Source organism: Pseudoalteromonas sp. A601 (genome assembly GCF_002165575.1).
GTDB lineage: Bacteria > Pseudomonadota > Gammaproteobacteria > Enterobacterales > Alteromonadaceae > Pseudoalteromonas.
The window spans coordinates 17,349-40,563 of record NZ_MXQF01000036.1 but is presented as its reverse complement, the minus strand read 5'-3'; the positions used below and the strand labels follow the sequence as shown (position 1 = coordinate 40,563).

General features: G+C 41.3%; 20 protein-coding genes and 9 tRNA genes. 6 read left to right on the top strand and 23 right to left on the bottom strand.

Features of this window, described 5'->3' with window-relative positions:
- Positions 1 to 106: 106 nt before the first annotated feature.
- The 11 genes from B5G52_RS19040 to dnaQ form a co-directional block, all read right to left on the bottom strand.
- Positions 107 to 183 (bottom strand) — tRNA-Asp (locus B5G52_RS19040).
- A gap of 54 nt (positions 184 to 237) precedes the next feature.
- Positions 238 to 314 (bottom strand) — tRNA-Asp (locus tag B5G52_RS19035).
- Between the two features lie 37 nt (positions 315 to 351).
- Positions 352 to 428: transfer RNA gene (locus B5G52_RS19030), tRNA-Asp, on the bottom strand.
- A gap of 30 nt (positions 429 to 458) precedes the next feature.
- A tRNA-Asp gene (locus B5G52_RS19025) sits at positions 459 to 535 on the bottom strand.
- 41 nt (positions 536 to 576) lie between these two features.
- Positions 577 to 653 (bottom strand) — tRNA-Asp (locus B5G52_RS19020).
- Between the two features lie 41 nt (positions 654 to 694).
- A tRNA-Asp gene (locus B5G52_RS19015) sits at positions 695 to 771 on the bottom strand.
- A gap of 41 nt (positions 772 to 812) precedes the next feature.
- Positions 813 to 889: transfer RNA gene (locus tag B5G52_RS19010), tRNA-Asp, on the bottom strand.
- Between the two features lie 27 nt (positions 890 to 916).
- Positions 917 to 993: transfer RNA gene (locus B5G52_RS19005), tRNA-Asp, on the bottom strand.
- A 41-nt stretch (positions 994 to 1,034) separates the two neighbouring features.
- Positions 1,035 to 1,111 (bottom strand) — tRNA-Asp (locus B5G52_RS19000).
- A gap of 99 nt (positions 1,112 to 1,210) precedes the next feature.
- Positions 1,211 to 2,587: a TIGR03503 family protein gene (locus tag B5G52_RS18995; protein ID WP_087534220.1), complete on the bottom strand. Its 1,377-nt coding sequence runs from the start codon at positions 2,585 to 2,587 to the stop codon at positions 1,211 to 1,213.
- A gap of 8 nt (positions 2,588 to 2,595) precedes the next feature.
- A complete protein-coding gene (gene dnaQ, locus B5G52_RS18990; protein ID WP_087534219.1) occupies positions 2,596 to 3,309 on the bottom strand; it encodes a DNA polymerase III subunit epsilon in 714 nt (237 codons plus the stop codon).
- A gap of 68 nt (positions 3,310 to 3,377) precedes the next feature.
- Between dnaQ and rnhA the strand changes: the two genes are divergently transcribed.
- Together rnhA and B5G52_RS18980 are read left to right on the top strand one after the other, a co-directional pair.
- On the top strand, positions 3,378 to 3,845 hold the full coding sequence (rnhA, locus tag B5G52_RS18985) for a ribonuclease HI (RefSeq protein WP_087534218.1): 468 nt from the start codon (positions 3,378 to 3,380) through the stop codon (positions 3,843 to 3,845).
- 98 nt (positions 3,846 to 3,943) lie between these two features.
- Positions 3,944 to 4,798, top strand: a complete 855-nt coding sequence (locus tag B5G52_RS18980; RefSeq protein WP_087534217.1) for an MBL fold metallo-hydrolase — start codon at positions 3,944 to 3,946, stop codon at positions 4,796 to 4,798.
- Here B5G52_RS18980 and B5G52_RS18975 read toward each other — a convergent pair.
- On the bottom strand, positions 4,769 to 5,527 hold the full coding sequence (locus B5G52_RS18975; protein ID WP_087534216.1) for a class I SAM-dependent methyltransferase: 759 nt from the start codon (positions 5,525 to 5,527) through the stop codon (positions 4,769 to 4,771). The genes B5G52_RS18980 and B5G52_RS18975 overlap by 30 nt on opposite strands.
- A 51-nt stretch (positions 5,528 to 5,578) precedes the next feature.
- On the opposite strand from B5G52_RS18975, the gene gloB reads away from it, so the two are divergent.
- Positions 5,579 to 6,364: a hydroxyacylglutathione hydrolase gene (gloB, locus tag B5G52_RS18970; protein ID WP_087534215.1), complete on the top strand. Its 786-nt coding sequence runs from the start codon at positions 5,579 to 5,581 to the stop codon at positions 6,362 to 6,364.
- 138 nt (positions 6,365 to 6,502) lie between these two features.
- Positions 6,503 to 8,098 (top strand): LysM peptidoglycan-binding domain-containing protein, encoded by a 1,596-nt coding sequence (locus tag B5G52_RS18965; RefSeq protein ID WP_087534214.1) that lies wholly within the window; start codon positions 6,503 to 6,505, stop codon positions 8,096 to 8,098.
- Positions 8,099 to 8,143: 45 nt separating this feature from the next.
- Here B5G52_RS18965 and B5G52_RS18960 read toward each other — a convergent pair whose 3' ends face one another.
- Genes B5G52_RS18960 through B5G52_RS18945 form a run of 4 tightly spaced genes read right to left on the bottom strand, consistent with a single transcriptional unit; the run spans position 8,144 to position 10,430 of the window.
- Positions 8,144 to 8,593, bottom strand: coding sequence for a flavodoxin (locus B5G52_RS18960; protein WP_087534213.1), 450 nt, complete (start codon positions 8,591 to 8,593; stop codon positions 8,144 to 8,146).
- Complete coding sequence (gene truC / locus B5G52_RS18955; RefSeq protein WP_087534212.1) at positions 8,593 to 9,357, bottom strand: tRNA pseudouridine(65) synthase TruC; 765 nt, start codon at positions 9,355 to 9,357, stop codon at positions 8,593 to 8,595. The genes B5G52_RS18960 and truC overlap by 1 nt, the downstream gene beginning before the upstream one ends.
- The gene (locus B5G52_RS18950) at positions 9,350 to 9,670 is read right to left on the bottom strand and encodes a YqcC family protein (RefSeq protein WP_087534211.1); all 321 of its coding nucleotides are present in this window, start codon (positions 9,668 to 9,670) and stop codon (positions 9,350 to 9,352) included. The genes truC and B5G52_RS18950 overlap by 8 nt, the downstream gene beginning before the upstream one ends.
- A gap of 7 nt (positions 9,671 to 9,677) precedes the next feature.
- Positions 9,678 to 10,430 (bottom strand): Nif3-like dinuclear metal center hexameric protein, encoded by a 753-nt coding sequence (locus B5G52_RS18945; RefSeq protein ID WP_087534210.1) that lies wholly within the window; start codon positions 10,428 to 10,430, stop codon positions 9,678 to 9,680.
- A 150-nt stretch (positions 10,431 to 10,580) separates the two neighbouring features.
- On the opposite strand from B5G52_RS18945, the gene B5G52_RS18940 reads away from it, so the two are divergent.
- Complete coding sequence (locus B5G52_RS18940; protein ID WP_087534209.1) at positions 10,581 to 10,952, top strand: hypothetical protein; 372 nt, start codon at positions 10,581 to 10,583, stop codon at positions 10,950 to 10,952.
- 35 nt (positions 10,953 to 10,987) lie between these two features.
- Here the strand turns inward: B5G52_RS18940 and B5G52_RS18935 are convergent, their stop codons facing one another.
- A complete protein-coding gene (locus B5G52_RS18935; protein ID WP_087534208.1) occupies positions 10,988 to 11,458 on the bottom strand; it encodes an HPP family protein in 471 nt (156 codons plus the stop codon).
- Between the two features lie 93 nt (positions 11,459 to 11,551).
- Between B5G52_RS18935 and B5G52_RS18930 the strand changes: the two genes are divergently transcribed.
- On the top strand, positions 11,552 to 12,124 hold the full coding sequence (locus B5G52_RS18930; protein WP_087534207.1) for a TetR/AcrR family transcriptional regulator: 573 nt from the start codon (positions 11,552 to 11,554) through the stop codon (positions 12,122 to 12,124).
- A 73-nt stretch (positions 12,125 to 12,197) separates the two neighbouring features.
- Here B5G52_RS18930 and B5G52_RS18925 read toward each other — a convergent pair whose 3' ends face one another.
- The 6 genes from B5G52_RS18925 to B5G52_RS18900 form a co-directional block, all read right to left on the bottom strand.
- Positions 12,198 to 15,383: an amidohydrolase family protein gene (locus B5G52_RS18925; protein WP_087534206.1), complete on the bottom strand. Its 3,186-nt coding sequence runs from the start codon at positions 15,381 to 15,383 to the stop codon at positions 12,198 to 12,200.
- Positions 15,384 to 15,479: 96 nt separating this feature from the next.
- A complete protein-coding gene (locus tag B5G52_RS18920) occupies positions 15,480 to 16,304 on the bottom strand; it encodes a M90 family metallopeptidase (protein ID WP_087534205.1) in 825 nt (274 codons plus the stop codon).
- Positions 16,305 to 16,399: 95 nt separating this feature from the next.
- On the bottom strand, positions 16,400 to 19,285 hold the full coding sequence (locus B5G52_RS18915) for a ligand-binding sensor domain-containing diguanylate cyclase (RefSeq protein ID WP_087534204.1): 2,886 nt from the start codon (positions 19,283 to 19,285) through the stop codon (positions 16,400 to 16,402).
- Positions 19,286 to 19,446: 161 nt separating this feature from the next.
- Entirely contained in the window at positions 19,447 to 20,085 is a 639-nt protein-coding gene (locus tag B5G52_RS18910; protein WP_087534203.1) for a CatA-like O-acetyltransferase, read from the bottom strand.
- 118 nt (positions 20,086 to 20,203) lie between these two features.
- Complete coding sequence (locus tag B5G52_RS18905) at positions 20,204 to 21,244, bottom strand: Glu/Leu/Phe/Val dehydrogenase (RefSeq protein WP_087534202.1); 1,041 nt, start codon at positions 21,242 to 21,244, stop codon at positions 20,204 to 20,206.
- A 399-nt stretch (positions 21,245 to 21,643) separates the two neighbouring features.
- Positions 21,644 to 23,170: a fumarate hydratase gene (locus B5G52_RS18900; protein ID WP_087534201.1), complete on the bottom strand. Its 1,527-nt coding sequence runs from the start codon at positions 23,168 to 23,170 to the stop codon at positions 21,644 to 21,646.
- Between the last annotated feature and the right edge of the window lie 45 nt (positions 23,171 to 23,215).

Here is a 23,215-nt window from a genome sequence, read left to right as displayed (position 1 = left end):
ACCTAAAGCTCATAACTGATAGCTGATAGCTGATAGCTGATAGAAATTATGCTTTAATTTATTAACAAGGGAATTATTTATTTCTTGCTATTGAGGAAATAACAAGTGGCGGAGTGGACGGGACTCGAACCCGCGACCCCCGGCGTGACAGGCCGGTATTCTAACCAACTGAACTACCACTCCGCAGTGGTATGTGCATGGGGTAATGCAATTACTAATTTTATTACTGATACCAATTGGCGGAGTGGACGGGACTCGAACCCGCGACCCCCGGCGTGACAGGCCGGTATTCTAACCAACTGAACTACCACTCCAGCATACAAATTTTGTAATATAACAGTGTTTAAATAGTGGCGGAGTGGACGGGACTCGAACCCGCGACCCCCGGCGTGACAGGCCGGTATTCTAACCAACTGAACTACCACTCCAGCGCGTATTTAAATTGTTATTTTTCTTATTGGCGGAGTGGACGGGACTCGAACCCGCGACCCCCGGCGTGACAGGCCGGTATTCTAACCAACTGAACTACCACTCCATAATAAGAATATGTTTTACAACCATATGTTGTGTAAGTATTGGCGGAGTGGACGGGACTCGAACCCGCGACCCCCGGCGTGACAGGCCGGTATTCTAACCAACTGAACTACCACTCCATAATAAGAATATGTTTTACAACCATATGTTGTGTAAGTATTGGCGGAGTGGACGGGACTCGAACCCGCGACCCCCGGCGTGACAGGCCGGTATTCTAACCAACTGAACTACCACTCCATAATAAGAATATGTTTTACAACCATATGTTGTGTAAGTATTGGCGGAGTGGACGGGACTCGAACCCGCGACCCCCGGCGTGACAGGCCGGTATTCTAACCAACTGAACTACCACTCCAGCATCTACTTACAAATTGTCGAATATTGGCGGAGTGGACGGGACTCGAACCCGCGACCCCCGGCGTGACAGGCCGGTATTCTAACCAACTGAACTACCACTCCATAATAAGAATATGTTTTACAACCATATGTTGTGTAAATATTGGCGGAGTGGACGGGACTCGAACCCGCGACCCCCGGCGTGACAGGCCGGTATTCTAACCAACTGAACTACCACTCCGCATTTTCGTTTGCTGCTTAGGTCTCCCTTTGCAGCGGCGTGAATAATACGAACCAGCCCCTACTTCGTCAAGGGCTTTTTTGTTTTTTTACAGGTTTTTTAGTCATCTGACATCGAAAGGTTTAAAATTTCACCTGATTTATCACTTTTTGAGCCATTTTTGTGAACTTCATTTTTTTCGCTTTCTTTGGGCTCTTCATCTATTGTTGTTTTTTTCTTCAAAAAAGGAATGCTGACTTTAGGTAATAGTGGTTTTTTCTGTACAAATTTACGAATTGCCAGCCAACCAATTAATAAAACCACCAAATTCCCACCAATAATTAAGCTAATAAACATGATGGTTGACATCGACTGGGCTTCTCTTATTGCTCTGTCGATCTCTTTTTGTTCTGCTGCTGTAATTATTGGTTCTGGTAATTCTGGCACGGCTTCGATGGGACGTTCAATTTCAAATTTATAGGTAGGTAATGTCGCCATAAATTCTCGGTCATTTACATTAGTACCAAACACCGATAGCTCAACACTGTACCGACCCCAGTCATAGTTTTTAATGAGCAACTCACGCGTCAGCAATTTACTGCCTTCTAAGTTAAACATCTGCTCTTCGTTATTAGGGTAATAAATTTTACCTTGTATCAGCACGGTTTCTGGCTTTACCACGCTTGAGTCTAGAGTAATCGTTAATTTGTGTTCATGTGCATCATCTTGGGCAAGCGCTATGTCGTAACTAAATGGTGGCTCTTTTATTTCAAGCACATCTTGAACTACGGTACGTTTTAGTAAAGGAGTTTCGATGTATAACTCGGGTTGCCATTGGCCAGCGGGGAAAACTAGCTTAAACTCGCCTGTGAAAATGCCATCTTTTGGGCGCTCGTCAAACCCTCGGCCATCGTCTTTAAACTGTGCAACATTATGCGTGCCCGCCCCAAAGTTTGCATAATCACTGTTGTTAGTACTTATAAAGTCAACATGTAAACTAACAACATCTCTGAATAGGCCCACGTTAATCGGTTCGTTATCATTTAAAACTTGCCCTGTAACTTTGACAGTTTCGCCACGAAATAGTAACGGCGGCAAGGGCTCTACTTTTAAATCAATATCACCGAGCACAACAATACGGCTATCCGGTAAAATACTGCCGATCACTTGCCATGGCCCTGCCATTGGTTCTCTTATCGTGATTAAATCGTAACTTAGCTCATCAAACCAATCGACGTTTGGCTCTTTAATCGCGGAGGTGGCATAAAGCTTACTCCCGTTTGGCTGTACTAAAATAACAGCAGGAGCGCCGCGCTTACGAAAAAATAGCAAGGTAATTTCATTCACTTTGTAATCAATTCGAAATCGATTGTCTAATAGCGGAATTTCATTTTGCTCGCCATCACGTTTCAGTAAGGTGATTTTTTCTTCGCTATTAGCACTTAATGACAGTGGCGTGATCAATGCCACCAACACTACTAGTAAAAGTATTTTCATTGTGGGCCTTATTCGGCGCGCCATAAACACTGGCCGCCAGCATCTTGAACAATATCTAATCTTGCTTCATGCGCTATCTGCTCATCATCGAACGCTTTTAATACCATCAAAGGAGCACGGTTTGCGTCTAAACGACGAATTTCTTTTTGTTGTTGCTCATTACCCTGATCTTTATTTTGATTCAGGTTTAGCTTCACTTGGCCACCCGTCATGGCTAAGTATACGTCTGCTAGTATTTCAGAATCCAGTAATGCGCCGTGTAACGTCCGCTTAGTGTTATCTACATCATAACGACGGCAAAGGGCATCTAGATTATTCTTTTGACCTGGATGCAAGTCACGCGCCATTTTAAGGGTGTCGAGAACTTGACAGTATTCGTGAGTGTTAGGATACCCCTGATTAAGCATAGCAAACTCATTGTCCATGTGGCCGACGTCAAACGGGGCGTTATGAATAACAAGCTCAGCCCCTTTGATATAATCAAAAAACTCTTGCGCTATTTGGTAATAAAGAGGTTTATCTCGTAAGAACTCATTGGTAATACCGTGAACATCAATTGCTTCTTCTTCAATACTGCGTTGCGGATTGATATAAACGTGAAAGTTATTACCGGTTAATCTGCGATTTATTAACTCCACACACCCGATTTCAATAATTCGGTGCCCTTGTTTTGGGTCGATGCCGGTGGTTTCTGTATCTAAAACTATTTGTCTACGCTGCATATCGAACTTAGCCTGATTCTGGTATCTTTCTATAATCACTTTATTGTACATAATATCAAGGTAAAACAGTGCAAAAAACCGTAGAGATTTATACCGATGGCTCATGTTTAGGTAATCCGGGCCCCGGCGGATATGGTATTTTCATGCTTTATAACGGTCATGAAAAAGAAATGAGCCAAGGTTATACCCTCACCACAAACAATCGCATGGAGATGTTAGCGGCCATAGTGGCGCTTGAAAGTCTTACCCGCCCGTGTGAAATCAACCTCACCACAGACAGCCAATATGTAAAACAAGGTATTGAATCTTGGGTTGCAAACTGGAAAAAGCGTGGCTGGAAAACGTCAGCCAAAAAACCAGTTAAAAATGTCGACTTATGGAAACGCCTTGATGAAGCCTGCACTAGACACACAATAACCTGGAAATGGGTAAAAGGTCACAGCGGTAACAAATACAACGAAATAGTCGATGATTTAGCTCGTGATGCCGCGGGCAGTAAAAACTTATTAGTCGATGAAGGCTACAAGCCAGAATAAAGCAATACTATATCAGCGGTGATTAATTCACCTCAAGCTATTTTACATTTAGGTTATATGATATAAGATTTAGCTATATCATATAATGGAGTTGTAAAATGCCTGTCTCGGTTAAGTCTTTTTTTCATCCGCAGAGCGCTACGTTTAGTTACATCGTTAGTTGTTTAAATACCGGTAGCGCTGTGCTGATTGACCCACCCGCTGACTTTGATGCTCCTAGTGGCACTCTTAGCTTCGCAACTGCCAATGAAATCATTAAATATATTGCTGCCGATAAGCTGACTCTCGAGTGGTTGCTAGAAACTCATGCTCATGCTGATCACATTACCGCCGCAGGCTACATCAAACAAAAACTTCACCCAAAGCACCCTTGTAAACTAGGCACCGGGGCCAACATCACTCAAGTACAAACTTACTTTAGTAATTTATATCAAATAGATATGCCTTGTGATGGTCGCCCTTTTGATGAGTTGTTTGATGATAAAAGCCACTACCTCTTTGGCGATAGCCAATTTAGTGTATTAACAACGCCTGGCCATACACCAGATAGTGTGTGTTATTTAATTGCAGACAACGTATTTGTTGGCGATACTTTCTTTATGCCTGACAGTGGCACTGCCCGCTGCGATTTTCCTGGCGGCAGCGCAAAACAGCTGTATATGTCTTTACAGAAAATTTTAGCCCTACCCGATAAAACAGTCATGTGGATGTGTCATGACTACCAGCCCAACGGGCGCAAGCTTGCTAATAAAACAACGGTGGGTGAGCAGCGTTTAAATAATGTACACTTACAAAGCTCTGAACAAGAGTACATTTATACCAGAGAAAGCCGTGACGCCACATTAAATGTGCCTAAATTATTACACCCCGCAATACAAATGAATATACGTGCGGGTCAATTGCCAAAAGAGTCACAACCGAGTTTAACTATTCCGCTGACGGTGCTGCTTTGATGTTTGACGCAGCCCTGCACCTTTAACGGGTGCAAACTGCGGTCTTGCATGCCACTTTGGTTTAATCGGGGTTAGTGGAGCAACTCGTTTACGTGCAACTAACATATATACACTGCCCATGGGTTTCAAATATTGCTTAGCAAAGCGTCGCCATGGCGCAAAACGTGACAACCTATTACCACGCGCTAAAGAAGAATAAATAAACCGCTCATCGCTGATAATTTCGAAACCAAGTAAGTTAAGCCAATCCTTCACGCGCGCAGGGGTAAAGAAACGCCCCGTCCATGGCAATTTTTGACCACTAAATGGCAGTAATTGAGCCAAGCCACATAAACTAAACGGGTTAAACCCGGTGATCACAATATAGCCGCCAGGGATCAATGTACGGTGTGCTTCTCGCAAAATATGATGAGGGTCTGAATGATATTCTAAACAGTGGCTTAAAATACATGCATCAACACTGTGCTCATAAAACGGAAGTTCATCAATATCTGCAACAACCCCCGTAAACGGGCCTGATTCAGCCACACATACTTGATGTTTGATAGTGCTTGCAGTGGTTTTAAGCTCACCACTTAGATTACCCAATTTAAGCATGTGATAACCGAACATTCGCGGTAACCACTTCGCCATCTTACGTTCAATATCGCAACGTAAATAGTCGCCATGAGGAAACTCATGCCACGACAGTGGTTTAGGTCCTTCTTGAAAACTAAGGGCTGGTTTCATTTGCTGAGCTCGTTATACTATTAATATCGTCACTTTATAGAGCAATGTTACATGGTGCAAGTCAAAGCAATTAAAGCCTTTTCTGATAACTACATTTGGTGCATCACAGATAGCCAAAGCCAATTAGCCTGGGTTGTTGACCCGGGTCAAGCAGAGCCTGTATTAGCCCATTTAAAAGACGCTGGCTTAACGTTGGCGGGGATACTAATCACCCATCACCATTATGATCACACTGATGGCGTGGCCGATTTGTGCAAAGCCTTCCCTGGTATCATGGTATATGGCCCAAGCAATAGCCCATTTACAGGGATAACAAACACGCTAAGTGAAGGCGATAAAGTTACAGTATTTGATACTGAGTTTGTCATCACCCATACCCCTGGCCATACTTTAGACCACATTTGTTATTTAAACCCTGCCCTGGCATTTACTGGTGACACACTATTTAGTGGTGGCTGCGGGCGCCTGTTTGAAGGCAGTGCCGAGCAAATGCAGCACTCTTTTGATAAACTAAAGCAGCTGCCAGATGCGTGTAAGATATATTGCACTCATGAATACACACAAGCAAATTTAGCGTTTGCCTTAGCGGTTGAACCTAACAACGCGGATTTAATTGAGTACGTTCACTGGGTAGATACAAAGCGTAGTAACGATGAAATTACTTTACCTAGCACTATCGCTGTAGAGCAAAAGATAAACCCTTTCATGCGTAGTGATATCTCGGGTATTAGTCAAAATATTCCAACTGAATATCAGAATAAATCAAAAAACATATTACAAAATAATGAACCTTGGCAAAACTTTGCGGGTCTTAGAACCTGGAAAGACCACTTCTAAAACTATAACCTCATAGTTATCATATAATTATGAGGTATAAATACTTACCGTTGCAGTTTTTAGATGGTCATACAGTGGCAATGTTAGCTCATAACGGGTAGTATTCGCCGAGTTTTTTACCTGATGTATTTGGTATTTATGAAAAAATCTCCCCTCGTTTTAAGCTTGGCATTGGTGCTAAGTGGTTGTCAAACTTTGACTTCAACACAATCCGATGACGCAAGTGAGCAGTTAGTTGTCAATCAAACCGCGCAGCAATTAGAAGGCGCAAGCCCTAGCGATATCAATAATGCATTAATGATCAACGCACAATACCTGCAGGTAAACGAACTTGATGATGCCCCCCCTATTTTTGATGATGTATGGGAGCGAATTCGCTACCAATTGTCAATTGAGGTGCCGCAAAACCGCCCGGTTGTGACTGAACGTAACTATTATGCACGCCACCAAAACTATTTAGATCGTGTGTCAAAACGTGCTGAGCCTTACCTGCATTTTATTGTTGAAGAAGTTGAAAAACGAGAAATGCCGATTGAAATTGCGCTACTCCCCATTGTCGAAAGCGCATTTGACCCGTTCGGTTATTCACATCGCAGTGCCTCGGGTATTTGGCAGTTTATGCCGCAAACAGGCGAACGCTTCGACTTAAAACAAAATTGGTGGTACGACGGCCGCCGCGATATAGTGCAATCAACACGTGCTGCTCTTGATTACCTTTCATATTTACACAAAACCCTTGAAGGTGACTGGTTAAACGCCATTGCTGCTTACAACTCCGGCGAAGGTCGCTTGTTACGCGCAATTAAAAAGAATCGCAAAAAGCAGTTACCAACAGATTTTTGGTCACTTGATTTACCAAAAGAAACCACGGCTTATGTACCGCGTTTATTAGCCTTATCAGATTTGCTAAAACGTCAGGAAGAGTTTGGTCTTACTTGGAACCCAATCATAAACGCACAGGTAGTAGAAGCCGTTGATGTTGGATCACAAATCGATTTAGCACTGGCAGCTGATATGGCACAAATTAGCCTTACCGAACTATACCGCTTAAACCCGGGGTTTAATCGTTGGGCAACCGATCCAAATGGACCACATTTTTTACTTATTCCGTCGGATAAAGTTGATACTTTCCAACAACAATTAGCTAAAACAGATATTAAAGATCGTTTGCGTTGGCAACAATATAAAGTAGCCAGTGGCGACAGCCTGTCAGTGATTGCTAAAAAGTTCTCAACCAGTACTAGCGCGATTAAATCACTTAATAAACTTAAGTCGAATACGATTCGCGTTGGTCAACAGTTGCTCGTCCCTTTGAGTGATGGTGCAATAAATAGTGAGCATTTACCTAAGCAAATGCGTATGGCTGCTAATAAGAATAGCCAAAAGAAACTATCGCACACAGTTAAAAGTGGCGACACCCTATGGGATATTAGCCGTGAATATGATGTCACCATTAATGAGTTAGCTAAATGGAATAAACTAAAAAAGAACAGTGTGTTACGTTTGGGTCAAAAACTCACGGTTTATAAAACAAGTAGCAATACACAAACGACTCTAGTTAGCACCAACCGTACCATTACCTATAAAGTTCGCCGTGGTGACTCGCTAGCACGTATTGCTTCTAAGTTTAACTTATCAGTGAACGATATTATTAAGTGGAACAAACTAGCTGGACAAAAGTACTTACAGCCTGGGCAAAAGCTGAAACTTAAAGTAGATGTAAAAAGCACATAACGTAAGCTAAAACTAGTAAAAAGAGCGCTCACGCGCTCTTTTTACTTACTCGGGAAGCTTACTTAACCACAGCTTTAACCAAGGCTCTGTTACAGGCCAAGGTTCAAAATCTTCACAGGCATCAATTTCTAAACGATGACCAATTGGCTTTGCCTGTAAATCACGGAGCAGCTCATCAAAGCTTCGCCCTGCACCGCAAAAAGTGTCGCCATAACTTCTGTCTCCCATAGCCACAATGCCGTAAGGTTTACCTGTAAGCATAGGGAACTGACTGTTAAGCTGGCTATAGAGCGGCGCTAAATTATCTGGTATCTCACCTTGCCCAGTGGTTGAGGTAATTACCAATATATGACTCGCTGACTTTACATCATCTAATGTAGGTGTGATGATCAGCTTTGCTTGATGGTTTGACTGCTCAATCAATTCAATCACGTCGTCACTTAAGCGTTCTGCTCCACCATAAACACTGCCGACAAATATACTTATCGTTGCCATTAATAATCCTTTTCTTGGTTTGGCCAGCCGAGTTGCTGACAAATGCTCAGCATTGCTTCACCCAGTGGCGCTTTTATTTTTACAGCTTGCTTTGTATAAGGGTGCACAAAGTTAAGCTCAGTTGCAAATAACATTAACCGACGCAATGTAAAGTGCTCCCGAAAAAACTGGTTATGCTGATTATCGCCATGATTAACATCACCGATAATCGGTAATGATAAATGCTTCAAGTGCCTGCGTATTTGATGCTTTCGCCCAGTTTTAGGAAAACACTCAACCAATGAATAACGCACTGTTGGATACTTTCCTATTGGAATTGGCAACGCAGCTTGGTGCAAACAATTAAACTGTGTTTGAGCTTGCTGAGGGGCTTTGTCCTGATCAGCAAATTTATCAGCAATTTTATCAAGCTCTTCTTTTAGCGGTTTATCTAAAAATACCGACTCTGGCGCAAAGCCACGTACTAAAGCTAAATAACGTTTACTTATTTGATTATCAATAAACAATTGGTTTATATCACGCGCAGCTTCTGAGCTAAGCGCAAATAGCAATACACCTGAGGTTGGCCTATCTAATCGATGAACAGGAAAAACACGCTGACCAATCTGATCTCGCAGCATTTGCATCGCAAATTGTGTTTCATGTTTATCCAAAAAAGAACGGTGGACAAGTAAACCCGATGGTTTATTTATCGCGACGTAATTTTCATCACGGTATAAAATTTCTAATTCACCAAACTCAATTGGCTCTGGGCGTTCAATCATTTAGGCTTCCAAAAGCTGTATCTAATTTATTCAGTAATGCAGTGACTTCTGTGCCACCGGATTTATTTCCAAGCATAAGCTCCCCCATTGGAGCAATAGCAAAGTTACTCGGCAGGGGCTGTTGATTGGCAACAAGTGCACCCATTTTTTCAATAAACACAAATTGCAGCCATTGCTCAAACGCCATCGTATCATGACAAAATGGCGTAGTTGAAAGTAACGCTTTGGCATCAATCGGCTCATTTTGCCAAAGCTGATGCTGCTTCAGTAATGATTCAAGTTGTGCTAAATAGCTCTGAATTAGTTGGTGCATATATCGTTTATACCGGGTTGTCTATATCAATGAAAGTTACATCAAAACCATGCTCTTGTGATAACAGCTCTCCAAGGGCCTTGATCCCATAACGCTCTGTGGCGTGATGCCCAGCTGCAAAAAAGTCGATACCTTGCTCACGAGAGCTATGAATCGTTTGCTCTGATGCCTCCCCTGTTAAATATGCATCCACACCTTGGCTTGCCGCTAAATCTATATAGCCTTGTCCGCCACCTGTACACCAAGCAATGGTTTCAATTGGTTCATCACGTACTAAACTCGTTAATGGTTCACGGTTAAGGACTTGGGCAATCTTTTGTGCAAATTGCTCACCCATCATAGGCTTTTTTAAACGTCCTTTAACAGCAACGCTATTATTAACAGGCTCAAGACCTGTTTCCCACTGCATATCGAGAAGCTCTGCTAGTTGCGCGTTATTCCCAATCACAGGGTGAACATCAAGCGGTAAATGATAAGCAAACAAGTTAATATCATGCGCTAATAACGCACCTACACGACGCTTTTTCATCCCTGTAATAGGTTGTGATTCACCTTTCCAAAAATAACCATGGTGCACCAAAATTGTATCCGCACTATGTGCAATTGCGGCATCAATGAGTGCTTGGCTTGCAGTAACGCCCGTAACAATTTTTTTAATCTGCTCCTGACCTTCAACTTGCAGCCCGTTTGGGCAAAAATCTTTAATTGAATCAGGTTTTAAGATCTCATTTAATAATTGGTTAAATTCTCTACGCTGCATAATACTTTGCCACCTCTGCATTAGATTTTGTGCAAATTTTGGCGCTTATAGCAGCAAAATGAAAGGAAAATCGCAAAAAATTGAAAAGTTCGCTAAAACTAGGTATAAATGTGTATTCTTTATCTGTGTTTACAACGTATAGGGTCTCTGATGAGCAAACTAGACAAAACAGAAGTGTTAAATGCCTTTGAAGCAGCATATGAAGCAGCCAATGGCAAGAAACCTGAAATCACTACAAAACCTGGTTGGTACAGCATCGATGGCGGTAAAAATTTACGCCTTGCAGATGTAGCAGAGTTAACCGAGCAGTTAACATCTGGTAAAACAGCTGAGCAACCTGCTGCAAAAGCGCCAGCTAAAAAAACTAAAACTAAAACTGCTGCGCCAGCAAAATCAGCTGAGAAAAAAGCACCATTTGCTGTCGTAACAGCTAACGAAGACGGCTACACAGCCGAAGAGTTATGGATTGTTTACCTAGCTGAAAAAGATCATGACTGTCGCCTACCGCGCGGTGTTGTGTAATTTAAAGTAATACACTTTAAATAAAAAAACCGCTGTTAAGCGGTTTTTTTGTGCCTAAATAAATATCCTTTTAGCAGCCTCTGAGATAAATATCCGCATAAAACGATGAATATAGTGCCTACTAATACTGGCGCAATTAAAAACGGCCAACTTTGCCCCGTCACCATTATCAAAATAGGATTGGCTCCCGCAGCAGGATGAACAGTGTTCGTCAACATCATCATACTAATCGCAAGCCCTGTAGCCATTGCAATGCTCACTGTATCTACACCGATATAATTAACAAAAACAACCCCTATCAATGCGGTTAAAAAGTGCCCTCCAATTACGTTTTTAGCCTTAGCCAAAGGACTAGACGGTACGCCAAATACTAATACCGCAGTAGCACCAAAAGGGGCCATTAACCAAATACCATAATTTCCTAAACTATCTAAAAAAACCAACACACTTAAGGTTATCGCTGAAAATACTCCAGCACTTATTGCTTTTAGAACATCACCATTCATAATTAGCTCCAATAAGTAGACCGACTTGTCTACCTGCATATAGTAGACAAATCGGTCTACTCGTGTCAAGCTTACTTTTTTAAAGGAGCCGATATGAATAAACGTAGTCAAATCGTCAATACAGCATTAGCGCTTTTTTACAATAAAGGCATTCATGAAGTAGGCATCAATGAGGTAATACAGTCTGCTAAGGTTGCTAAAAAGACGCTGTATAATCACTTTAGTAGTAAAGATGAACTCATATGTGCATGTTTAGTAGAGCGAGATGAGCGCTTTAACGGGTGGCTAAAATCACAATTTATTTATGCTAAAACACCATTGGATATAGCTGATGCACTCTTTAATGCATTATCGCTTTGGATCAACAATCAAGTAGATGAGCTTGGAGATTTTAATGGCTGCTTTTTTGTAAATACGGCAGCTGAATTTCCACTGGACACGCACCCTATTGCTCAATTATGCACAAAGCATAAACAGACTGTACTTAAAATTATTTATGAAGCGCTTGCACTTACACCGCAATTTAAAGAAGCCCCTTCAGAGGCAGAGAAATTAAGTAAATTACTTATGACATTAAAAGAGGGAATGATTTGCCAAGCAAGAGTCAGCAAACAGCCTCAAACATTGCTGCTTGATAAAACTATATTAAAAAAGCTTATTGCTTAAAGGGTATGCCCAAAAAGCAAAAAAGCGGCTAATGCCGCTTTTAGTCATAACCACCTATTCGGTGTTTTGTTTTTTACTTCTTTTCAAAGTAAAGTTTATCACGTTGTTTTTGGCCTACTTCATTCATTGTGGCGGCGTTAAATAAACGGCCATTGATCATGGTGTAGTCAATTTTATCGGTATCACGAATGTTCTCAAGTGGATTACCATCAATCACGACTAAATCGGCAAGTTTACCCACCTCAAGTGAACCAATGTTTTTATCAAGGCCAATGTATTTAGCAGGGTCGAGTGTTGCGGCCCGTAGCGCTTCGAGTGGCGTCATGCCGCCTTGTGCAAACATCCAAATTTCCCAATGAGCCGCCAAACCTTCACGTTGTCCATGCGCACCTAAATTCACTAATACACCTAAGTCTTGCAGCTCTTTCGCTACGCGTGCATTATTAAAGTGATTATAGTGATGATCGGGCGCTTTAACGCGGCGCATAGAACGCGGCAACAGTTGGTTTTTAGGCACAAACTTACTCAAGCGCGGGTGATTCCACACATCGGTTTTATCATACCAATAGTTTTCACCCCAAATACCACCGTAAGCAACACCTAAAGTCGGCGTATAACCAACGTCACTTTGCGACCAAAGCTGTTTAATATCATCATAAATATTCGCCACAGGAATTGAATGCTCAATCCCTGTGTGACCATCCACTACCATGGTTAAGTTATGTTGTAATAATGAGCCACCTTCTGGCACCACCATCATTTCAAGCTCACGACCAGCTTCAATAACTTGTTGACGTTGCTCACGTCGTGGTTGGTTATATGATTTAACACTAAACGCACCCACTTTCTTTAAACGCTCTAAATGGAATTTAGCATCCTCTAACGAATCAATATGTGAGGTGTAACCTGGCATGTTTGCCCCATATAAAATGGTCCCCGTTGAGAAAATACGCGGCCCAACAATGGTGCCTGCTTTTTGCATTTCACTGGCAGCAAATATTTCGGTGGTGTCGTTAGATGGATCGTGAATAGTGGTCACACCCAATGACAAACCAGCTAGGTTTTTCCAATTTTGCTCAGGAATGATCTCATTACTGCCTTGCGAGCCATGGGCATGGGCATCCACAATACCTGGCATAATGGTTTTACCTGCCACGTTAATGACTTGTGCACCTTTTGGGATCGTGACGCTATCAGCACTACCAACTGCTTTGATGTGTTTGCCATCAGTGATCAGTACGCCGTTTTCGATGACTCTATCACCTTGCATAGTGATAATACGCGCACCGGTTAGCGCAAACATACCTTTTGGCTCAGCCATTTTTTTGCGAAAGCTGATGTTATCACCGCTTTTTACTTTAAAATCGGCATCATCGGCTTGGTTTATATCAAAAATACCCGCTAAACTGGCATGATAAAGCTCTGGGCCTAAAGTCCAATAAAGTTTATCACTGTTTGCGCTCCAGCTAATGCTTTCACCAGCACGAACAGATAATTGCTCAATCGGAAATTGGCTGTCTTTCGGGCCAATATTAATGCTCTTACCATTTTCTACAAGTGGCGTTACAAACACTTTAAAGCGCTCTGCAAACGCTAAGTATTTGCCATTAGGTGACACTCTAAATTCTGTCGCATGTTTTGATTCATATAGCTTCTGTGCTTTTTTAGAATCAAGGTCAACCACGCTTAAGCTTGGTTTTGGCCACGGGCTCATAACAAAAATACGGTCACTGGTCGCGCCAAATTGCGGTTGATAACCACTTTTAGTAATTAATTCAGCCTCACCGCCTTTCGCACTTACCGCGTAAATACCTGGGTGTAATGACCAATCCGGATTTAAAATGCCACCGCCTGACGCTTTACGATAAACCACAGTTTTACCGTCTGGGCTAAATGTTGGCTCAACATATTTACCCGGCTGATCTGTTATTGTGTCGCCGCGACCGCTTCGTGCTGATACCACACGAACACTGCCTTGCTCGTTGTCGTCCCATGTAACATAAACAATTTTTTTACCGTCACGAGAATACTGTGGAAATAATTCAAAGTGATCATCTTGGCGTGTTAAGCGTTTTATTTTTCCTGACTCTAAATCGCGCTTATAAATATGCCCAAGCGCTTCAAAAATAGCGGTTTCACCATCCGGCGATACTTGAACATTACGCAGCATTTTTATATCAAAATCTTCACTATCAATATCTTGCGTAAAACGTACTGCTGTTTGAATTTTTTTATTCGTTTCAACATTAAAAGCAATGTTCTCAACTGACTTATCTTCAACATCGAGTTTATGAATTTTACCCCCAGCCCAAAATACCAGCTCGTCATTATCTGGTGTCCACGCGATAGTCGGGTAAACGCCATGAATCGCCCAGGTTTCTTGCATATCACGTTCAAGCTTGTCATAAAGTTTGGTGTGTTTGCCTGAGGTTAAGTCATAAACATATAAACTGGTTTGGAAATCATCACGCTTAATATACGCCAGCTTTTTACCATCTGGTGACGGTGTTGGTCTAATAGCTCCACCCATACCACTGATAATGGTCTCAATTTCACCTGTTTGGCGGTCAAAACGTTTAATCTTATAAATACCGGCAACAGAATCTTTTGAGTAATGGAAGGTTTTTCCTGGTGTCGCATCATGAGAGAAGTAAACATAACGCCCATCAGGTGAAAACATTGGCTCACCTAAATCTTTTTGGTCATCAGCACGCTTCGTTAGCTGAACACCTTTACCACCCGCTTTATGATAAAGCCATACTTCACCAGCACCTAACGAGCGTGTTGCAGTAAAGTGCTTACGTGCCACGATATAATCGCCATCAGGGCTCCAAGCAGGACTATTGAGTAATCTAAAAGTTTCGTCGGTAACAGCGGTTTGATTTTCACCATCCACGTCCATTAGCCAAATATTGTCGCCACCACCTTGGTCTGAGGTAAACGCAATATGTTTACCATCAGGGCTAAAACGTGGCTGCATTTGCCAAGCAATGTCTGATGTCAGCTGAGTAGCCTTTCCGCCGCTGATAGGCATAGTGTAAATGTCGCCGAGTAAATCAAATACAATCGTATCTCCATCAGGGCTCACATCAATGTTCATCCAAGTGCCTTGGTTAACATTAATCGTCGCATCGACGAATTTGCCTTGAGGGGCATCTACTTGCCATTTTTTATCATCTACATTATCTGCAGCATGAACATTTGAATAAAGTGCTAACGATACTGATACAGCCAATGCTGTTTGCAGTAGTTTTTTCATCGAATTCTCGCTTGTTTTTGTTGTTTATTAATATGATTGCAACAAAAAGCACAGCAAGTTACCAGCAATATCTGATAAAGCGTCTTAAATTGGCGGTTAATGCCATTTAATTGGATCAAACTGGTAATAGTTCACCAGCATAGTATAAATCTCAGGGTCGTAATGGCGCAGTTCACTAGGCTTTTCTAAAAACGTTTCAGTGATCACAGCAAAAAATTCAGCTTCGTTAGTCGCGCCATAACTGTGGATAACATGCGGCATACTGTAAACTACATGTGTTTTGAGTTGATTAAATGCACGGCTAAACACTCTCGCCCATTCTTTATAATCAGCCTCTTTTTTTAGTAATGGCGTACCCGTTGTTTTACCGGTTTCTTGATCAAGTTGATGTGCAAATTCATGAAACACTAAGTTATGGCCGTCACTTGGTAAGCGGTTTCCTTCAAGTACATCATGCCAACTTAGAACCAAAGTACCGCCAGGCCAAGACTCACCTTGTCGCACTGTATTGTGATAGCTCACTAAACCGGCATTATCACGAGAGGTTTGCGGGGCGTAATAGGCACTTGGGTATAATAAGATTTCCCTAACATTTTTATATAAAGGCCAAGGCTTATTTAGCACAAGCAAGCAAGCATCCGCTGCAACAATCAGCTTCATGGCATCGTTAAGCTTTAGACCATCGCAGCCAATAAAGCGCTTTTCATTTAAAAACCAAACGATGTGACGCTCAAGTTTAGCGCGATCAGCATCTGTCATTTTTTGATAAATAGGCATATAACGCAACAATATAGATTTTTGCTGCTCATTAAGGCGGTACTTTTGGTATTTTTTTTGCCAAAGTTGATTTTGAATATCAGGCCAGCGCCAATAAAAAACCACAAACGCTATTAACGCAAGAATCAATAAACCATTTACCATTAGCAGGCTCGCTGAGAAAAGACTAAGTTATTAATATGACCGCTAAAGTCATATTTCAATCTTTTACTATAAATTTATCAGGGAGCTGATTGAGGCTAAGTTACTTCAACTCGATTCCGCCCATTGTTTTTTGCTTTATAAAGTGCTTGATCCGCACTGGCTAGTAATCTGTCATATTCATCAACCACACTCGAATCTGCGACGCCAAAACTCACGGTTACGTGAAGCCCTCCTGCAATTGCAGAAAAGTCATAATTTGCTATATCAGTTCTTAATTGCTCACAAATTTCAACTGCTTGCGTGGCCGTTTTATTTGGTAGAAGTAAAGTAAATTCTTCACCTCCCCAACGTGAGACTTGGTTTGCATTATCATTACAGCATTGTTGCAAGATAGTAGCGATCACACATATCACTTTATCTCCCACAATATGAGACCAGTTATCGTTAATACGTTTAAAGTGATCTATATCAATAATTGCAATGCTAAGTGGTTGGCCTGATTGCTTAATATTGTCAAAATTTTCAGCTAACCAATTATCAAATGCACGTCGATTTGGCATTCCGGTTAATTGATCATGACTTGCCTGATGAGCAAATGCATCGGTTTGCTGTTGTAAATCTCGAGTTTGCTGCTTCACGCGTAGCTTTAACTCTTTTTCAATTTTTTTATAGTGATATAAGCGGTATTTATAAAGCCCAAAGAACAGCAAAATCAATGAGAAAAATACCATTAATTTAAAACTTAGTTTTTGCCAGAAAAATGACTGAATAACAAAATCCAACGCTTTATGGTTTTCTTGCCATTGTCCATTAGGGTAGCCTGCTCTGACCATAAAAGTGTATTTACCGGGCGCCAAATTTGTATACTCGGTGATGTTGAGTTGCTGTCGGTCGACCCATTTATCATTATAACCTAACAACTTGGTTTGAAACTTTATCCGCTGGGGCATTATAAAACTAAGCCCAGCGTAGTGAAATGAAATACGATCAGAACCAGGCGGTAATAATACTGCTTCATCTTTTGTTATAAGTGGTGTGTTTTTACCATCGACGAGAATACTTTCTATCACAGTAGGTAATTTAAGTTGCGACGCTCGTTTTAATCGCTCTGGTAATGCAGTAGCTGCACCTTGCGCCGTAGCAAACCAAATACTGCCATCCTTGTGCAGTACAGCGGCAGGGTTAGAGCCCCCATTTGCCTGAGCACTAAGCATGCCATCGCCTTCATCGTACATTTGATAATGTAAGGCATTAGCTTGATGCTGTGAGTTGTTTAATAATTCATTAACTTGATGCTGATTGACTTGAATGATTCCACGATTACTTGAAAGCCAAAAAGAATCGCCCTGCGCAACAATCTGAAAAAGTTTATCAACAGGCAAACCTTGCTCTCTTCCTAGCATTGCAACATCACCTGTATCAATGTTAAATCGAATAAGGCCGCGGTCAGTCGCCATCCACATGTATTCATTTTGAGAGTAAAAGCCAAACGCGTATTCAGCATTAAATTTACGAGGGAAAAGCTGACCTTTAAACTTACCTAAAGTGTCATTAAACATTGCGACCCCGACCCCAGTACCAACCCAAACGTTACCTTTTGAGTCAAGCTTCAGCGCCATGATAAAATCACCAGGGAGTCCTTGCTTTGTTGTAAACTGTGTTAGTGAACCATCGACTTCTATACGTGTCAGACCTGTCGCAGTGCCAAGCCACAAGCGCTGTTGATTATCAAACAGTAACGCTCTGACTTCATTACTTGCCAGACCTGAATCACGATTAATAACAGTATGAATCTGACCATTTAAAACCCGCATTACACCCGCAGTATAAGTCCCTAACCAAACACCACCGCTGTTATCTTCGGCTAAACTTAATACTGACAAAGGTTTGTCACTATCAACGAGCGAAAATGATTCAATATGATCATTATGCATTCTATTTAAGCCAGTACTGCCGCCCAGCCAAATACTGCCATCGGAGTGCGACATAACCGTTCGTATATAATCTGAGCCTAAGCCTCGCTTTTTAGTCCACGATGAAAAAGGCGCTTCTCTTAGTCTGTATAGCCCACCATTTGTACCAACCCAGATACTGTTTTCTCTATCTTGTAACAGAGAAAGAGTACGATTGCCAGGCAGACCTGCTTTTGCATCAAGATGCTCAAGGCCAAAACCACTCAACCTAAAAACACCGTTATTGATAGTACCAAACCACAGATCATTATGATCATCTTCTAATAAACTAGAAATTGATTCATCATTGAGCTGTTGATGAACAGGAGTAAACTTACCATTACTTAATTTCCATGCCCCTCTTTCACCACCCACTATAAGTTGCCCTTGACGTGTCAGTAGCAAGGTATAAATAGGATCACTTGGCAAACCCATATCAGCAGTAATCAAGCGCGCTTTTTTATTTTCTATTTTATATAAACCATCACTGGTTGCAGCCCAAACAACCCCATTGAGGTCTTGAATTAACCGATAAGCACTTAAATTAATTAATATATGAGTTTCAATATCCGAGTCAGCCGCGCGATACACTAAGCCTTTTCCCTCAAGGGCTAGCCAAAGTTCGTTAGTATTGGTTTTTAAAAGATGATTGACCATGGCCTCAGCTTGAGGTTTGGTATGCCATTGCCCATGTTGTAAATGACTTACGCCACCGCGAGCACCAACAATATATAAACTTCCATCCCCTTGAGCAGATAAACTACGTAAACCAGAATCTGGCAGACCAGGAATTTCAGAGCGGGTAAATAACTTAAATTCACGGCCATTATACCTTGCAAGCCCTTCCCAGGTCGCAACCCAAATATAACCATCATTGGTTTGAGCTAAACTATTTATACTATTGTGAGGTAAGCCCGAACGAGTGTTCCATGTTTCAGAAAAGTAATCATTTAAAGGAAGGCGCGCCTGATCATTTGCAAAGCACACAGATTGAATCATTAAAAACAGAAATACACTTATACGTAGCATTATATTGAACGCCTTCCCAACTACTAATTAATGATTTAGCTATAAAAAAATTAATTAAATAATGATTTAGACTTAATTTTTGTCATTATTATTGACTGCTTAGTAAGCATACTAGCATAGTATTAATTTCAATTTCATTAACAAGCTATTTATATAAGTAATTATTTTTTGCAGTAAGCCTTAATGCACTCTGTGTAGCAATCAACAAACCTGGCAACATGTAGTCCATCCATCAAAGCATGATGTACGTCAATGGAGAGTGGTATTTTTCCGGTCTCAGAATTGTATTTACCAAAGACTAATTTAGGAATACCTAAGCTTGTACCTTGGTGGTGCGCATGGGAAAAACTAGTAAAGTCCAACCAAGGTAATACAGAGATATGAATTAAATCAGCTTGGCCTTCTGTTTTAGCAAAAGCTGAAGAAAATAACGACTGCTGCTTAGTTGACTCACTCACTTGATGAGCATGTTTAGCAAACGTTGAAAAGTCATCATAGGCGTTAAAGTAACTAAATCTAAAGGTGTCATTTGCCGCCAGCTCTACAACACTGGCTCGCGTGCTTTGGAGTTGTATAGGCTTATCATCAACAATGCGCAACTGCATCGGCTGATACTGATGGCAGGCACGTAGTGCTAAAAATATATAGCTTTGAAAAAATGAATGCTGGTGAGATTTACAATATTGATATAACTGCTGTACATCTAATTGAATGCAAACATTAAAGTATGGTTGGGTAAAGCTTTTAAAAAGCTCAAAATGTTGAGCCCGTGGCCAGTTATTTAAATCAATAGGAGTCATTATAATTTTTGTGAACGGTAAAACTAAAGTGTAGCTTGATTCTATAAAGCTATAAAGAAAAAGGCGCGCATCCGCACGCCTTCATAAGCAAAAATACGTTTAAAATTTGCTAGAGTACTTAAAGACCGTTAGCAATGATCTCTTGTGCCAGTTCATCAGCAATAAGATGCGTAGATTTTTGCTCTTTTTCGCTACGAGCAAAAATTTCCGTCAAGGTCGTAAAAATACCTTCAACATGCTTATTAGATGCCTCTTCAGAATAACCTTCTGGTGCAGTTTCATAATAAACATTAATAATGCCACCAGCGTTAATTACATAATCTGGTGCATATAAAATGCCTTTTTCACGAATAATTTCACCATGGCGAGACTCTGCTAACTGGTTGTTTGCACACCCTGCAATGATTGTCGCTTTTAAACGCGGGATAGTATTATCATTAACCGTTGCGCCCAGTGCACACGGTGCATATACATCAACATCTAAGTCATAGATATCATCAATACCCACGGCAGTAGCCGCAAAATCATTGACTACTCTATCAATTGCAGCCTGATTTATATCAGTAACAAATAATGTTGCACCCGCTTCATGTAGATGTTTACATAAACCATAAGCAACCGCGCCTAAGCCTTGCACGGCTACTTTAACGCCGCTTAAATCTTGATGCCCGCGTTGATGCTGTAACGCCGCTTTAATACCTAAAAACGTACCATAAGCTGTAAAAGGAGATGGGTTACCACTTTTACCTTCAAGGCCAAGTACATAATTAGTTTCTTTATTCATAATAGCCACATCAGCGCAGGTGATGTTTACATCTTCAGCAGAATAGTAACTACCACTTAAACGCTCTAATTGACGACCAAAGGCACGAAATAGTTGTTCTGATTTAATTTCTTTTGCATTACCAATAATCACCGACTTGCCCCCACCAAACGGCAGGCGTGCAACGGCATTTTTATAAGTCATACCTTTTGATAAACGCAATGCATCGACTATCGCATCATCATCGTTGGCATAATCCCACATTCTACAGCCACCAACAGCAGGCCCTAAGTTAGTATTATGCACGGCAATGATTGCACGTAGGCCTGATTCTTTATCTGAACAAAAAACCACTTGTTCATGGTTATCAAAGTCAACTTGATTAAACACAGCCACTTTATTTTACTCCGAAATTTATTACCCGTGAGAGGGTATGAGCGCTGAAATTGCCAAGACTTTATCACTTCAAATTGCGCCTTACCACTATATGAGATGATAAAACCAAGCAAAATACTTACACATCATAAAGAAATCACAAAACCAGACTTCAAGGAATACTTAATTCAAAACAAGCCAAAAATACAAATTTATTATGTTAAACAGGAGAGATGAGTAACTATTACGTTTACGTACACGTAAGATAATCATTGAGTGTAAAGTAAATATTACAATCTAAAAATCGCTTATATAGCTTTAAATATAGTGGTTTGAGGAGATTACGAGGGTTTTAGAGCAACTGGTAAGAGCTGTTTGCGGTATTCAACAGTGTTGAATACCGCAGCAGTAAATAACAACTTATTTTAATTTGCTATCTAACTCGGCTATTTTAGCTTTCCAAATTGCAGGGCCTTGCGTATGCGCGTTGGCGCCTTCGCTATCAACAGCCACGGTTACTGGCATATCTTCTACTTCAAATTCATAGATGGCTTCCATCCCTAAATCTTCAAATGCCACAACGCGTGCTTTTTTAATTGCTTTAGACACTAAATAAGCAGCGCCACCAACAGCCATTAAGTAAACAGACTTGTTGTTTTTAATCGACTCTACAGTAGCTGGACCGCGCTCAGCTTTACCTATCATGCCCACAATGCCCGTTTTCTCTAGCATCATATCGGTAAATTTATCCATACGAGTAGCAGTTGTAGGGCCAGCCGGACCAACCGCTTCGTCGCCTACGGCATCCACTGGGCCTACGTAATAAATAAATTTATTATCAAAGTTCACACCCTCTGGTAAGCCTTCACCTGAGTTGATCATATCTTGCAGACGTTTATGCGCAGCATCACGACCCGTTAAGATAGTGCCCGAAAGTAATACCGTTTCACCCATTTTCCATTCTTGCGTATCTTCTTTGGTTAGGGTGTTTAAATCAACACGACGAGTGCCCTCACCTACTTCGAACGTTACTTCTGGCCAATCTTCAAGTTTTGGCGCTTTTAAATCAGCAGGGCCTGAACCATCAAGGGTAAAATGCACGTGACGTGTTGCTGCACAGTTAGGGATCATAACCACAGGTTTAGACGCAGCATGAGTCGGCGCAGTTTTAATTTTTACATCAACTACTGTAGTTAAACCACCTAAGCCTTGTGCACCAATACCTAATTTATTCGCACGCTCAAAAATGTCTAAACGCATTTTTTCTTCGGTTGTTTCTGCGCCGCGCTCAATTAGCTCGTGAATATCAACCGGATCCATTAGTGATTCTTTAGCAAGTACCGCTGCTTTTTCTGCAGTACCACCAATACCTATACCTAGCATGCCCGGCGGACACCAGCCAGCACCCATTGTTGGTAATGTTTTTTCAACCCATGCAGCCACATCATCCGATGGGTTAAGCATAACCATTTTAGTTTTATTTTCAGAGCCACCACCTTTTGCAGCAACCATTACTTCAATTTCGCCACCCGGTACTAAATCGATGTGTACAACAGACGGGGTATTGTCTTTGGTGTTTTTACGTGTGCCAGCAGGATCGGCAACAATTGATGCGCGTAACGGGTTATCTGGATTTAAGTAAGCACGACGAGTACCTTCGTCAACCATTTGCTGTACCGTTAAGTCTGTTTTATCCCATTTAACATCCATACCTACTTTTACAAAACACGTGATGATACCTGTGTCTTGGCAAAGCGGGCGTTTACCTTCAGCTGACATGCGAGAGTTAATTAGAATTTGTGCAATGGCATCTTTAGCAGCTTTACTTTGCTCTTTGTTATACGCTTTTTCGAGTGCTTGAACAAAATCAAGTGGGTGATAAAACGAAATATATTGTAAAGCGTCTTCAATGCTATCAATGAAGTCTTGCTGACGGATAGTACTCATAGGGGTTCCTTAAGTTACTTTTACGTATTATACACGTAACATAAA

What these genes read in the sequence shown, in the direction of transcription:
- B5G52_RS18995 (WP_087534220.1), bottom strand. Translation starts at nt 2,587, where the DNA reads ATGAAAATACTTTTACTAGTAGTGTTGGTGGCATTGATCACGCCACTG.
- dnaQ (WP_087534219.1), bottom strand. Translation starts at nt 3,309, where the DNA reads ATGCAGCGTAGACAAATAGTTTTAGATACAGAAACCACCGGCATCGAC.
- B5G52_RS18980 (WP_087534217.1), top strand. Translation starts at nt 3,944, where the DNA reads ATGCCTGTCTCGGTTAAGTCTTTTTTTCATCCGCAGAGCGCTACGTTT.
- B5G52_RS18975 (WP_087534216.1), bottom strand. Translation starts at nt 5,527, where the DNA reads ATGAAACCAGCCCTTAGTTTTCAAGAAGGACCTAAACCACTGTCGTGG.
- gloB (WP_087534215.1), top strand. Translation starts at nt 5,579, where the DNA reads ATGGTGCAAGTCAAAGCAATTAAAGCCTTTTCTGATAACTACATTTGG.
- B5G52_RS18965 (WP_087534214.1), top strand. Translation starts at nt 6,503, where the DNA reads ATGAAAAAATCTCCCCTCGTTTTAAGCTTGGCATTGGTGCTAAGTGGT.
- B5G52_RS18960 (WP_087534213.1), bottom strand. Translation starts at nt 8,593, where the DNA reads ATGGCAACGATAAGTATATTTGTCGGCAGTGTTTATGGTGGAGCAGAA.
- truC (WP_087534212.1), bottom strand. Translation starts at nt 9,357, where the DNA reads ATGATTGAACGCCCAGAGCCAATTGAGTTTGGTGAATTAGAAATTTTA.
- B5G52_RS18950 (WP_087534211.1), bottom strand. Translation starts at nt 9,670, where the DNA reads ATGCACCAACTAATTCAGAGCTATTTAGCACAACTTGAATCATTACTG.
- B5G52_RS18945 (WP_087534210.1), bottom strand. Translation starts at nt 10,430, where the DNA reads ATGCAGCGTAGAGAATTTAACCAATTATTAAATGAGATCTTAAAACCT.
- B5G52_RS18940 (WP_087534209.1), top strand. Translation starts at nt 10,581, where the DNA reads ATGAGCAAACTAGACAAAACAGAAGTGTTAAATGCCTTTGAAGCAGCA.
- B5G52_RS18935 (WP_087534208.1), bottom strand. Translation starts at nt 11,458, where the DNA reads ATGAATGGTGATGTTCTAAAAGCAATAAGTGCTGGAGTATTTTCAGCG.
- B5G52_RS18930 (WP_087534207.1), top strand. Translation starts at nt 11,552, where the DNA reads ATGAATAAACGTAGTCAAATCGTCAATACAGCATTAGCGCTTTTTTAC.
- B5G52_RS18925 (WP_087534206.1), bottom strand. Translation starts at nt 15,383, where the DNA reads ATGAAAAAACTACTGCAAACAGCATTGGCTGTATCAGTATCGTTAGCA.
- B5G52_RS18920 (WP_087534205.1), bottom strand. Translation starts at nt 16,304, where the DNA reads ATGGTAAATGGTTTATTGATTCTTGCGTTAATAGCGTTTGTGGTTTTT.
- B5G52_RS18915 (WP_087534204.1), bottom strand. Translation starts at nt 19,285, where the DNA reads ATGCTACGTATAAGTGTATTTCTGTTTTTAATGATTCAATCTGTGTGC.
- B5G52_RS18910 (WP_087534203.1), bottom strand. Translation starts at nt 20,085, where the DNA reads ATGACTCCTATTGATTTAAATAACTGGCCACGGGCTCAACATTTTGAG.
- B5G52_RS18900 (WP_087534201.1), bottom strand. Translation starts at nt 23,170, where the DNA reads ATGAGTACTATCCGTCAGCAAGACTTCATTGATAGCATTGAAGACGCT.